Consider the following 11,948-nt stretch of genomic DNA (forward strand, 5'->3'; position numbering starts at 1 on the left):
CTTACTTCACACGGGCGTTGCGGTTGCCGATCAGCTTCAGACGCAGCGCGTTCAGGCGGATGAAGCCTGCCGCGTCCTTCTGGTCATAGGCCCCGGCGTCGTCCTCGAAGGTCACATGCGCCTCGGAATACAGGCTCATGTCCGACCAGCGGCCAACGCAGGCGACCGACCCCTTGTAAAGCTTCAGCCGCACGGTCCCGGTCACATATTCCTGCGACTTGTCGATCAGCGCCTGCAGCATCTCGCGTTCCGGGCTGAACCAGAAGCCGTTGTAGATCAGCTCGGCATAGCGCGGCATCAGGCTGTCCTTGAGATGCCCCGAGCCGCTGTCCAGCGTGATCTGCTCGATCCCGCGATGCGCCTCCAGAAGGATGGTGCCGCCGGGGGTCTCGTAGATGCCGCGCGACTTCATCCCGACGAAGCGGTTCTCGACGAAATCCAGCCGGCCGATGCCATGCGCGCCGCCCAGTTCGTTAAGCCGCGTCAGGATGGCGGCGGGCGACATCGCCTCGCCGTCGATCGACACGGCATCGCCGCGCTGGAACCCGATCTCGACATATTGGGGCTGGTCGGGCGCCTCCTCGGGGCTGACGGTGCGCTGATAGACATAATCCGGCGCCTCTTCGGCCGGGTTTTCCAGCGCCTTGCCCTCGGACGACGTATGCAGCAGGTTCGCGTCGACGCTGAACGGCGCCTCGCCGCGCTTGTCCTTGGCGATCGGGATCTGGTTCTTCTCGGCGAACTCGATCAGTTTCGTGCGGCTGGTCAGATCCCACAGCCGCCACGGCGCGATCACCTTGATCGACGGGTCCAGCGCATAGGCGCTGAGTTCGAACCGCACCTGGTCGTTGCCCTTGCCGGTCGCGCCGTGGGCGACGGCGTCGGCGCCGTGTTCCTGCGCGATCTCGACCAGACGTTTCGCGATCAGCGGCCGCGCAATCGAGGTGCCCAGCAGATACTGCCCCTCGTAGACGGCATTGGCGCGGAACATCGGGAAGACATAGTCGCGCACGAACTCTTCGCGCAAATCCTCGATGTGGATGTTCCCGGGTGCGATGCCCAGCATCTCGGCCTTGGCGCGCGCCGGCTCCAGCTCCTCGCCCTGGCCCAGGTCGGCGGTGAAGGTGATGACCTCGCAGCCGTATTCGGTCTGCAGCCATTTCAGGATGATCGAGGTGTCCAGCCCCCCGGAATAGGCCAGAACGACTTTCTTGGGCGCCTCGGTCATGGCGAAAACTCCGTGCGGACGTGATTGCCGGCGGGGATAGGGGGTTTTGCCCAGCCTCACAAGGGCCGGCATGAGGCCCGCATCAGTGGCGTGCGGCACGGGCGGGCGCTTGCCTTGACGGGCAGAGGCGCGCACACAGGCGGCATGCAGACCGACCGCACCCCGCCCCAGCCCACCGCGCCCGCCACCTTTGCCGCCGCCGTCGCCGCGGCCGAGACCGCCCTGCGGCCGCTGTTCGATCCCACGCCGCTGCAGCGCAACGCCCTGCTGTCGGACCGCTATGGCGCCGACATCTGGCTGAAGCGCGAGGATCTGACGCCGGTGCGCAGCTATAAGCTGCGCGGCGCGCTGACGGCGATGCGCCATGCGCTGGCGCTGCGGCCCGGCGCGCGCTTTGTCTGCGCCAGCGCCGGGAACCATGCCCAAGGCATGGCCTATGCCTGCCGCGAGTTCGGGGCGCAGGGCACCATCTTCATGCCCGTGACGACGCCGCAGCAAAAGATCCAGAAAACCCGGATGTTCGGTGGCGACGCCGTGCGGATCGAACTGGTCGGCGACTATTTCGACCACAGCCTGCGGGCCGCGCAGGCGATGGCGCAGGACAGCGGCAGCGTGTTCCTGTCGCCCTTCGACGATCCCGACGTGATCCTGGGGCAGGCGACGGTGGCGCACGAGATCCTGGATCAGGCGGTCATCGCCCCCGACCTGATCGTGCTGCCGGTGGGCGGCGGCGGTCTGGCGGCGGGGGTGACGCGGCTGTTCGCCGAACGCGCCCCCGCGACGCGCGTCGCGCTGGTCGAGCCGATGGGCGGCGCCAGCCTGCACGCGGCGCTGGCGGCGGGCCACCCCGTCACCCTGCCCGCCGTCGACAATTTCGTGGACGGCGCGGCGGTCGCGCGGATCGGCGACATGCCGTTCGCGGCGCTGTCGCGGTTCACCGCCGACGACCTCGTGCTGCCGCCCGAGGACCGGATCTGCGCCACCATGCTGGAAATGCTGAACGTCGAGGGGATCGTGCTGGAACCCGCCGGCGCGCTGGCCATCGACGCGCTGCGCGATCTGGGCGAGCGGGGCCGGCTGGCCGGGCGTCAGGTCGTGTGCCTGTGTTCGGGCGGCAATTTCGACTTTCAGCGCCTGCCCGAGGTGCGCGAGCGGGCGCAGCGGCACGCGGGGGTCAAGAAATACTTCATCCTGCGCCTGCCGCAGCGGCCGGGCGCGCTGCGCGAGTTCCTGAACCTGCTGGGGCCGGACGACGACATCGCGCGATTCGAATACCTCAAGAAATCGGCGCGCAACTTCGGTTCGGTCCTGATCGGGATCGAGACGACGCACCCGGGCAACATCGCGGCGCTGAATGACCGGCTGGAACAGGCGGGCATGGACTGGCGCGACATCACCGGCGACGTGGTCCTGTCCGAGTTCCTGATCTGATCCGGGGTCAGGCCACAGCATCGCGGCCCCGCGCCAGCATCCGGTCCAGGTCGCGCATCAGCACCTGCCTGGACAGCGCATAGCATTCCGCAAGCGTCGCCGGATCGACCTGGTCGGCGCAGCCGCGGATGGCCAATGCCTCGCACACCTGGCACAGCGCGCCGAAATCGGACAGGCCGATGTTCCAGGCGCTGCCCTTCAGGAAATGCAGCTGCGCTTCGAACTCGGCCGTGCCGGCTGCGGCGGGACGCCTGACGGCGGCCTCGATCTCGTCCAGGAACAGTTCCAGGATGGTGCGGAACTCGGGCTCGCCCAGTTCCCGGTGCATCTCGCACAATCGTCCCCAGTCTATCATCCCGAACCCCCGCGGCCAAATCCCGTCCCGTCTAGCAGCGCCGGGTTGACGGGCGGTTAACGCGGCCCCGCGCGGCGCTTAACCGGCGCTTTACCCGGCCCGGCTAGTGTCCCGGCATGAGCCAGACGAATCGCCTTGCCCCCGCCGCCGCAAGCGCCCCCGGCCGCCCCGCGGCCGCGCGGCGGCTGGTGCTGCTGGTCGATGACAGCCGCGCGCACCGGCGGCTGCTGTCGGTGCTGCTGGCCCGCGCCGGCTATGACGTCATCCAGGCCGATGGCCCGGCCCATGCGCTGGACATCTGCCGCGCGCGCCGGCCCGACCTGATCGTGTCGGACTGGGTGATGCGGGGGATGTCGGGGCCGGACCTGTGCCGCGCCCATCGCGCCATCGAACGGCCCGGCTATGGGTATTTCGTGCTGCTCACCTCCAAGACCGACAGCGCCGACATCGCCGTCGGCCTGCAGTCGGGGGCGGACGATTTCCTGACCAAGCCGGTGTCGGGGGCCGAGCTGCTGGCGCGGCTGGCGGCCGGCGAGCGCGTGATCGAGATGCAGGAACGGGTCGAGGCGATGAACCAGGCCCTGCAGACGACCCTGGCCGAGTTGCGCCAGGCGCAGGAGGTGATGACCGGCGACCTGCGCGAGGCGCGCAAGCTGCAGCAGGGGCTGGTCCGGGAACGCCAGCGCCGGTTCGGGCCGATGCGCGCGTCGCTCTTGTGGCGGCCGGCGGGGCTGATCGGGGGCGACCTGGTCGGGTTCCGGCAGCTGGACGACGACACCGTGGCGCTGCACGCGGTCGATGTGTCCGGCCACGGGGTGACGGCTGCGCTGTTCACCGCCCGGCTGGCCGCCCAGCTTGACGGGCTGGACAACCCCGAACGTCGCGCAATCCCGCCCCCGGCCGAGGTGGTGCGGTCGCTGAACGCGATGATCCTGGACCATCTGCGCACCGACGCCTATCTGACGATGGTTTACGCACAGTTGCAGCTGTCCACCGGCACCGTGCGCCTGATCCAGGCCGGGCATCCGCACCCGCTGCTGCAACGCGCGTCCGGCGCGATCGAGCGCATCGGCCAGGGCGGCATGCCCGTCGGCCTGTTCGAGGACGCGCAGTTCGACGAGCTGACGCTGACGCTTGCCCCCGGCGACCGCCTGTTCATCGCGTCCGACGGCATCACCGAGGCGGTCAGCGCCCGCGGCCAGCAGCTGGGCGAGGAAGGGCTGCGCGCCATCCTGCAACTGAACGCGCCCCTGACGGGCGAGGCGCTGCTGGAATCGCTCTGCTGGTCGGTGTCCGAGTTTTCCGGCGGCCAGCGCAGCGACGACGTATCGGCGATCCTGGTCGAGCATCTGTCGGGCGCGCAGCTGATCGCCCTTGCCCACGAAGAGGACGGCGTCGGATGACCAGGCGCCGCCCGCCCGCACGCCTCAGATCAGCAGAACCTGCGTGCCGATCTTGGTCAGGTCGAAGAGCTGCTGGATATGCTCGTTGTAAAGGCCGATGCAGCCGTTCGACGACTTGCGCCCGATCTTGCGCGTGTCGTGGGTGCCGTGGATGCGGTAATATTGCCAGCTGAGCCACAGCGCATGGGTGCCCAGCGGGTTGTCAGGCCCGGCGGGCACGAAATCGGGCCACTCGGGATTGCGCTTTTTCATGTCGGGGGTGGGCGACCAGGTCGGGCCCACGACCTTCTTGATGATCTCGGTCCGGCCGCGGCGGGTCAGATCCTCGCTGACCGGGATCGAGGTCGGAAACAGGCGGAACGTCGCGCCATCCTCGGACCAATAGCTGAGCGCGCGCGAGGTCAGGTCGACCAGCACCGCGCCGTTCGTCAGGTCGCTGAAATAGGGCCGCCAGTCCTGGACCCGAAAGCTTGAGATGTTGCGGCGGCTGTCCTGCTGCGAATCGTATTGCACCACGCCCGCGTCGGGGGTCGCGCCCGCGCCCGGCACACCGGACAGCGGCTGGCCGGTATAGGGGTCGACCGCCTGCGCGGCGGCCGTCGTGGCAAGTCCGGCCGCACCCAGCGCGACCGAGGTGGCAAGAAAGGCCCGCCGGTCAAGGGCGGGGGGCGTCGTGGGGCGCATCGCTGTCTCCTGTAAGGCGGGCCGCCTTGCTGCGGCCTTCTGACCCGCGGATTTAGGTCCGGCCCGCGGCCGTGGCAAATCAAACGGCCGTCATGGGCCGCAGTTCCCGCGGTGCTGTGGCGCGTTTGCCAGCCGTCCCGCCGCGGGGGCCAAGGTCCGTCGCCCCGGGCGACGATCGCTGAGGGGGGCAATCGCTGAGGGGCGGTTGCTGGGGGGGCGGTCGCTCACGGGCGCCATGCGGTGCCCGTCCGGCACTGCGGGCTTGCCTTGCGGGCAGCCCACGCCACCTTGGCTGCGATGGCGCCATTTCTCCGGCTGGTGGGCGTTGGCCCGTGGGCAGTGGCCGGTGGCTGGAGGGCAGTGGCCGGAGGGCAGTGCGCAGGGGCCGGTGAGAAGTGGCCGGTGGGCGATGGGCGCTAGCGGAGGGCAGCAGGCGGCGGCCGGTCAGGTCAGTGCCGGTCAGCCGCGCCCGTCCAGCCGCACGAAATCCAGCACGCTGCCCTGCCCCTCGGCCGCCTGCGACCAGTCGTCGACCTGGAAATCGACGACCAGCGTGGCGGCGGTGGGAAACCGGCGGAAATCGGGGTCCAGCGGCGCGCGCGCGGGCAGCATCCGGGCAAAGGCGGCGATGCCGGGGTTGTGGCCGATCATCATCACGGTCGGCGCGCGGGCGGTGTGCAGCGCCGCCATCAGCGTCTCGGGCGCGGCCAGATACAGCCGCCGGTCGGCGCGCAGCGCGGGGCGCGTCTCGAACACCGCGCCTTCGATCAGCTCCCACGTCTCGACGGTGCGGCGGCTGTCGGAACACAGCACCTCCTCCGGCTCGTGGCCCCGGCTGGCCAGCCAGTCGCCCAGCGCGCGCGCCGCCCGGCGGCCGCGTTCGTTGAGCGGGCGGTCATGGTCGGGAACGGTCGGATCGTCCCAGTCCGATTTGGCGTGGCGGGTCAGGATCAGGCGGCGGTGTCCGTTCGGCGTCATCACAACCCTTTCTGGTCCCGGATGCGGCAAGACTGCCACCGCCCAGCCGGTGCCGCAAGCGCCCCCTGCGCCACCGGCGATGTGCAACTAAAGCCCGCTGCCGCCCTGGCGCAGCCCGTGCGGCTTGACCCGGGGTTCGGTCGCCCGGATCAGGCTGCCCGCGCCCTGTTCGGTGAACAGCTCAAGCAGCGTGGCGTTGGGCACCCGGCCGTCCAGGATCACCACCGCGCGCACGCCCTCCGCCAGCGCCTTCAGCGCGGTTTCGGTCTTGGGGATCATGCCGCCCGCAACCGTGCCGTCGGCGATCATGGCGCGCAGCTGGTCGGGGTTGATCTGGGTCAGCACCTGCCCCGAGGCGTCCTTGACCCCCGACACGTCGGTCAAAAGCAGCAGCCGGTCGGCCCGCAGCGCGCCCGCGATCGCGCCCGCCGCCGTGTCGCCATTGACGTTGAACGTCTCGTTGTCGGCCATGCCGGTCGCCACCGGCGCGATAACCGGGATCAGCCCGGCCAGATACAGATCGCGGATGATCTGGACATTCATCTCGACCGGGCGGCCGACGAAGCCCAGTTCCGGGTCGTCGGCCTCGCACACCATCAGGTCGTCGTCCTTGCCGGAGATCCCGATGGCGCGGCCGCCGGCGTCGTTGATCGCTTGCACGATGCGCTTGTTGACAAGGCCCGACAGCACCATCTCGACCACCTGCACGGCCTCGGCGGTGGTGACGCGCTTGCCGCGGACGAATCGGCTTTCGATGCCCAGCCGTTCCAGCAGGTCGTTGATCATCGGGCCGCCGCCGTGGACCACGACCGGATGGATGCCCACCTGTTTCATCAGCACGATGTCGCGGGCGAACTCGGCCATCGCGGCGTCATCGCCCATCGCGTTGCCGCCGAACTTGACCACCACGACGGCCCCGGCATAGCGCTGCATATAGGGCAGCGCCTCGGACAGGGTGCGGGCGGGGGCGGCGAAATCTCGGTCCATGTTCTGCTGTCTCATCCGGCGTCCCTGCGGGTTCGCGGGCAGGCTATGCCGCACGGGCGGCAAGGTCCAGCGGCCGCGGCGCGCGGAGGCCGGGCCGTCAGCTCAGCAGATCGTCGCCGGTCAGGCGCACCACCCCCTCGATCAGGACGATCAGATCGGCCAGCCGGTCGCCGTCCAGATCGGCCAGCAGCTCGACCCCGCCGGCGGCGGCGAGCCAGCGCCATTCCACCCCGCCCGCGCCCGAGAAATCGGCCCCGCCGATCCACGCCCCGCCGATGGCGGACAGGTCCAGCACGTCGGCGCCGTGCTGGAAATCGGCGATGCGGTCGGCGGTCGCGGCGGCCTGCTGGCCGCCCGACAGCTGCGCGGGGGGCAGGAACAGGAACGCGTCCGCGCCCTCGCCCCCCAGCAGCCGGTCCCCGTCGCCGCGCGATTCCAGCACGTCGTCGCCGCGGCCGCCCTGCAGCAGGTCGGCGCCCGCCCCGCCCTGCAGCGTGTCGGCCCCATCACCGCCGTCCAGCGCGTCCGCGCCAGAGCCGCCGTCGATCGAATCGTCCCCCGCGCCGCCGTGGAGCGTGTCGTCGTCGGCGCCACCCGCCAGCGTGTCGTTGCCCGCGCCGCCGTCCAGACCGTCCCGGCCCCATTCGCCCAGCAGGCGGTCGTGGCCGCCGCCGCCGGCCAGCGTGTCGTTGCCCTGGCCGCCGACCAGATGATCGTCGCCCTGATTGCCCCAAAGCGTATCGTCGCCGATGGCCCCGGCCAGCGTGTCGTTGCCGCCGCCCCCGATCAGGCGGTCGTCGCCCAGATCGCCGCGCAGCGCGTCGTCGCCGTCGCCCCCCTCGAGCAGGTCGTGGCCCGCCCCGCCCGACAGCGTGTCGTTGCCCTGATTGCCGCGCAGCGTGTCCGCGCCGGTGTCGCCCGCCAGCAGGTCGCCGCCCTCACCCCCGCCCAGCAGGTCGTCGCCGTCGCCGCCCAGCACCGTGTCGTCCCCGGCCCCGCCCAGCAGCGTGTCGAACCCCGCGCCGCCGCCGATCAGGTCGTTGCCCGCGTCGCCCTGCGCCAGATCGGCGCCGCCGTCGCCCATCAACGTGTCGTGACCGTCGCCGCCGAACAGCCGGTCGCCCCCCTCGTTCCCGAACAACTGGTCGTCGTCCAGCCCCCCGTGCAGCGTATCGGCCAGATCGCCGCCGCGCAGCACGTCCGCGCCCGCGTCGCCGATCAGCATGTCATGGCCGCCGTCGCCCATCAGCGTGTCGCGCCCCAGGCCCCCGTTCAGCAGATCGTGCCCCAGCCCGCCCGAAATCAGGTCGCTTTCCGAATGGCCCAGCAAGGTGTCGTTGCCGTCGTCGCCGAAAATCGTGTCGTCGCCCGCACCGCCCAGCACCAGGTCGTTGCCGCCCCCCGCCTCGACCCGGTCGCGGCCCGCCCCGGCCGAGACATAGTCGTCGCCGCCCCCCGCCCGCAGCGTGTCGGCGCCCGACCCCGCATGCATCATGTCGCGCAGCGCGCCGCCGACCATCAGGTTGTTGCCCAGCCAGTCGGTAAAGATGTTGCGGCCCAGCGGGTCGATCAGCACGTCGTTGCCGGCCCCGCCCTGCAGGCGGTCGTCGCCCCCCTCGCCCATCAGGGTGTCGTGGCCGTCGTCGCCGGTCATCAGGTCGGCGCCGTCGCCCCCCGTCAGGACGTCGTTGCCGACGCCGCCGGTCAGGGTGTCGTCGCCCGCGTTGCCGATGATGCGGTCGGCGTCCGCCTCGCCAAAGATCTGGTCGTTGCCGTCGCCGCCGACCAGCAGGTCCAGCCCCGTGCCGCCCCGGATCGTGTCGTCGCCCGCGTCGCCCTGCACCGTGTCGTCGCCGCCGTTCGCCGTGATGCGGTCGCGGCCGATGCCACCGATGATGCGATCCTCAAGCCCGCTGCCCAGGACGGTGTCGTCGCCCGCCATGCCCCAGACGGTCGAGCCGCCCCGCGCCGCCGACAGCACATCGGCCCGCATCGTGCCCAGCACGGTCGAGCGGACGTCCGGCGGCACGTAATGCGCGACCGGAAACAGCGCGTTGTCGAACATGTCCGCCAGCAGCGTGCGCCCGTCGCGGGAATAGATGTCGATCACCGTGTCGCCGAAGCGGATCTTGATCCCCCAGCTTTGCGGGACCAGCCGCAGCTGCATGGTGGAACGGATCATGCCCAGCATCGACAGGTCCAGCCGGTCGATGCCCGGTTCGTAATCCTTGATCGCGACGCGCCCGGCCACCGGCAGGGGCACGAACAGGTCGGCGCCCCGCCCGCCATACATCGCCACCGACCGCGAGCCGGCGATCAGGATGTCGTCGCCGTCCAGTCCCTTCAGGATGCTGGTGTCGCCGCCCCCCTGGATCAGATCGTTCCCGGCGGTGCCGTCGTGGCGGCCATAGCCCACATGGCGGGTCTGGCCGATGGTGCCGGGGTCGATGACGAACTGGGTCAGCCCCGGTTCGGTGGCCGATCCGGCAAAGACCACGATCCGCCCGTCCACGACATGGGCCGCCAGCGCCGACACGTCGGCCAGGGCGATGTCGTCCGCGTCCGCGATGGTCTGCAGGTGCAGCAGCCGCCCGTCCGGCGTCACGGTGAACAGGCTCAGCCCGTCGTCGGCGCCCCCGGCGATGACAAAGGCGCGGCCGTCAACGGACACCGCCTCCATCACGGTGGCGTTCTGGAACCGGGTCGTGCGTTCGTCCAGGATGTGATCGACGGGCACCAGCAGGCCGCCGGGCATCACGCGGACGGTGGTCAGCGACGAACTGCCCGCGCCGCTGACGATCAGGAAATGGTGTCCTTCGACCTCGACATGGGCGATGTCGCGCGGCCCGTTGAAGCCGCTGCCGCGCGCGGTGCCCAGGAACTCGCCCGGCGCCAGCGTCCCGTCCGGCAGCACCCGGTGCAGCGCGATATAGTTGCCGCGCGTCGATGCGGTGGCGACCAGATCGACCGAGCCGATGCGGATCGGCGTCATCGCGTCGATCTGCGCGTCCGCAGGCAGGCCCGGCGGCGCGGCCGCCCAGCCGGTCTGCACGACGCGGCCGTCATCCATCTGCCGCCAGATGGTAAAGGCGGGCGTGTCGTGGCGCGCGACCAGCAGCATCGACAGCCCCGACGCGGTGGTCAGGGTTGTCGCCGTCAGCAGGTCGGGGGGCAGCGGCGCGCGGATCATCCCGCCGTCGCCCGGCCCCAGCGTGCCGTCGGTGCCGATCAGGCGCACCGCCTCGGTCGCGCCGAACAGGCCCGCGTTCAGCAGGCTGGTGCCGCCCGGCCGCTGGATCAGCACCGCCTGCGGATCGGCCAGATGCTGCAGCCCCGGCCCATAGGCATAGCTGGCGACCGTCACCGCCTGCCGGTCGGCTGCGGTGACGGACCAGACGGTCTGGCCGCCGCCCATATGGGTGACGCCGAACAGCATCAGCCTGTCCCCGACGACGCCCAGCGTCAGATCGGTCAGATTGCCCACGAATCCGGCGCCAGCGCCGTCCAGTGTGGCCACCACGCGAAACCCGACCATCCCCGTCCCCCAACGTCATCGGTCCGGGATCAGATTGCAGGTCAGGTCTTTACGGTCGATGAGTTTCGGGCCTTCGCGGGCGACGAAATGCCCGCCATTTTAGCGATCGCCCCCCTCGGCCTCCGCATCCCGGCGATAGGGGCCAAAGGCCGCCGTCTCGGCCATGTCGTCGCCGACCGCGGCGGTTTCGTGCTGCAGATAATTGGCGATGGCCGCGCGGAACCCGGCGTCGGCGATCCAGTGGACCGAATGCGTCTGGCTGGGCATATAGCCGCGGGCCAGCTTGTGTTCGCCCTGCGCCCCGGCCTCGACCCGGGCCATGCCGTGAGCGATCGCCCAGTCGATGGCGCGGTGATAGCACAGCTCGAAATGCAGGAAGGGGTGATCCTCGACGCAGCCCCAGTAACGGCCGAACAGCGTGTCCCGCCCGATCAGGTTCAGCGCGCCCGCGACGGGACGCCCGTCGCGTTCCGCAAGGACCAGCAGGCAGTCGTCGCGCATCGTGTCGTGCAGCGCGTCGAAGAACGCCCGCGTCAGATAGGGCCGCCCCCATTTGCGCCCGCCCGTGTCCTGATAGAACGTCCAGAAGGCGTCCCAGTGCCGGGGCAGGATGTCGTCGCCGCGCAGGCTGCGGATGGTGCCGCCGAAGGCCTGCGCGCGCTCGCGTTCCTTGCGGATCGCCTTGCGCTTGCGGCTGGACAGCCGGGCCAGGAAATCGTCGAAATCGGCATAGCCGCGGTTTTCCCAGTGATACTGGGTGGTGGTCCGCGCCAGCCAGCCCTGCGCCTCGGCCAGCGCCCGCTCGGTCCCGGTGCAGAAGGTGACATGCGCCGACGACAGCCCGGCCTGATCGGTGACCTGCGCCATCGCCGCCAGCAGCCCGGCCTGCACGCGCGCGTCCCGCGCGATCAGGCGCGGGCCGCTGGCCGGGGTAAAGGGAACCGCGCATTGCAGCTTGGGGTAATAGGCGCCGCCGGCACGCTGCCACGCGTCGGCCCAGGCGTGGTCGAAGATGTATTCCCCCTGGCTGTGCGCCTTGAGATAGCAGGGCGCGACCCCCACGACGCTGCCGCCCGCGCGCGCGACCAGGTGGCGCGGATGCCACCCCGTCCGCCCGCCGACCGACCCCGAGCTTTCCAGCGCCAGCAGGAAACGGTGACTGGTGAACGGATCGCCCCCGTCCCCGCAGCCGTCCCAGTCGGACGCGGGGATGGCGGCGATCTCGGGCATCATGGTGAAGGTCAGTTCGGCCATCGTCGTCATCTAGGCACGCCCCGCCGGTTCGCAACGCCCCCGGGCCAGCCCTGCCCGACCGCCGGCGATCTTCTGGCCGCAAATATCCCGCGG

9 protein-coding genes are annotated in these 11,948 nt (G+C 70.7%); 2 read left to right on the forward strand and 7 right to left on the reverse strand.

From position 1 onward, the window contains the following. Position 1: 1 nt before the first annotated feature. Positions 2-1,228, reverse strand: coding sequence for an argininosuccinate synthase (locus EPA64_RS04995; RefSeq protein ID WP_134725165.1), 1,227 nt, complete (start codon positions 1,226-1,228; stop codon positions 2-4). A gap of 144 nt (positions 1,229-1,372) precedes the next feature. Between EPA64_RS04995 and ilvA the strand changes: the two genes are divergently transcribed. After that, complete coding sequence (ilvA, locus tag EPA64_RS05000) at positions 1,373-2,659, forward strand: threonine ammonia-lyase IlvA (protein WP_134725166.1); 1,287 nt, start codon at positions 1,373-1,375, stop codon at positions 2,657-2,659. A 7-nt stretch (positions 2,660-2,666) separates the two neighbouring features. Here ilvA and EPA64_RS05005 read toward each other — a convergent pair whose 3' ends face one another. Next, the gene (locus EPA64_RS05005) at positions 2,667-2,987 is read right to left on the reverse strand and encodes an Hpt domain-containing protein (RefSeq protein WP_167626591.1); all 321 of its coding nucleotides are present in this window, start codon (positions 2,985-2,987) and stop codon (positions 2,667-2,669) included. Between the two features lie 143 nt (positions 2,988-3,130). Here EPA64_RS05005 and EPA64_RS05010 point away from each other — a divergent pair, with 143 nt between their 5' ends. Beyond that, a complete protein-coding gene (locus EPA64_RS05010; protein WP_134725168.1) occupies positions 3,131-4,417 on the forward strand; it encodes a PP2C family protein-serine/threonine phosphatase in 1,287 nt (428 codons plus the stop codon). Positions 4,418-4,441: 24 nt separating this feature from the next. Here EPA64_RS05010 and EPA64_RS05015 read toward each other — a convergent pair whose 3' ends face one another. The 5 genes from EPA64_RS05015 to EPA64_RS05035 all read right to left on the reverse strand — a co-directional run bounded on the left by EPA64_RS05015 (position 4,442) and on the right by EPA64_RS05035 (position 11,855). Next, the gene (locus tag EPA64_RS05015) at positions 4,442-5,101 is read right to left on the reverse strand and encodes a L,D-transpeptidase (protein ID WP_167626592.1); all 660 of its coding nucleotides are present in this window, start codon (positions 5,099-5,101) and stop codon (positions 4,442-4,444) included. Positions 5,102-5,560: 459 nt separating this feature from the next. Then, a complete protein-coding gene (locus tag EPA64_RS05020; RefSeq protein WP_134725169.1) occupies positions 5,561-6,079 on the reverse strand; it encodes a SixA phosphatase family protein in 519 nt (172 codons plus the stop codon). A gap of 87 nt (positions 6,080-6,166) precedes the next feature. Further along, positions 6,167-7,066, reverse strand: coding sequence for an acetylglutamate kinase (gene argB / locus EPA64_RS05025; RefSeq protein WP_134725460.1), 900 nt, complete (start codon positions 7,064-7,066; stop codon positions 6,167-6,169). Positions 7,067-7,163: 97 nt separating this feature from the next. Further along, on the reverse strand, positions 7,164-10,601 hold the full coding sequence (locus tag EPA64_RS05030; RefSeq protein ID WP_246026615.1) for a calcium-binding protein: 3,438 nt from the start codon (positions 10,599-10,601) through the stop codon (positions 7,164-7,166). Between the two features lie 99 nt (positions 10,602-10,700). After that, positions 10,701-11,855 (reverse strand): GNAT family N-acetyltransferase, encoded by a 1,155-nt coding sequence (locus EPA64_RS05035; RefSeq protein WP_425467016.1) that lies wholly within the window; start codon positions 11,853-11,855, stop codon positions 10,701-10,703. Between the last annotated feature and the right edge of the window lie 93 nt (positions 11,856-11,948).

The organism is Paracoccus luteus (genome assembly GCF_004522155.1).
GTDB classification, from domain to species: domain Bacteria; phylum Pseudomonadota; class Alphaproteobacteria; order Rhodobacterales; family Rhodobacteraceae; genus Paracoccus; species Paracoccus luteus.

What these genes read in the sequence shown, in the direction of transcription:
- EPA64_RS04995 (WP_134725165.1), bottom strand. Translation starts at nt 1,228, where the DNA reads ATGACCGAGGCGCCCAAGAAAGTCGTTCTGGCCTATTCCGGGGGGCTG.
- ilvA (WP_134725166.1), top strand. Translation starts at nt 1,373, where the DNA reads ATGCAGACCGACCGCACCCCGCCCCAGCCCACCGCGCCCGCCACCTTT.
- EPA64_RS05005 (WP_167626591.1), bottom strand. Translation starts at nt 2,987, where the DNA reads ATGCACCGGGAACTGGGCGAGCCCGAGTTCCGCACCATCCTGGAACTG.
- EPA64_RS05010 (WP_134725168.1), top strand. Translation starts at nt 3,131, where the DNA reads ATGAGCCAGACGAATCGCCTTGCCCCCGCCGCCGCAAGCGCCCCCGGC.
- EPA64_RS05015 (WP_167626592.1), bottom strand. Translation starts at nt 5,101, where the DNA reads ATGCGCCCCACGACGCCCCCCGCCCTTGACCGGCGGGCCTTTCTTGCC.
- EPA64_RS05020 (WP_134725169.1), bottom strand. Translation starts at nt 6,079, where the DNA reads ATGACGCCGAACGGACACCGCCGCCTGATCCTGACCCGCCACGCCAAA.
- argB (WP_134725460.1), bottom strand. Translation starts at nt 7,066, where the DNA reads ATGGACCGAGATTTCGCCGCCCCCGCCCGCACCCTGTCCGAGGCGCTG.
- EPA64_RS05030 (WP_246026615.1), bottom strand. Translation starts at nt 10,601, where the DNA reads ATGGTCGGGTTTCGCGTGGTGGCCACACTGGACGGCGCTGGCGCCGGA.
- EPA64_RS05035 (WP_425467016.1), bottom strand. Translation starts at nt 11,855, where the DNA reads ATGGCCGAACTGACCTTCACCATGATGCCCGAGATCGCCGCCATCCCC.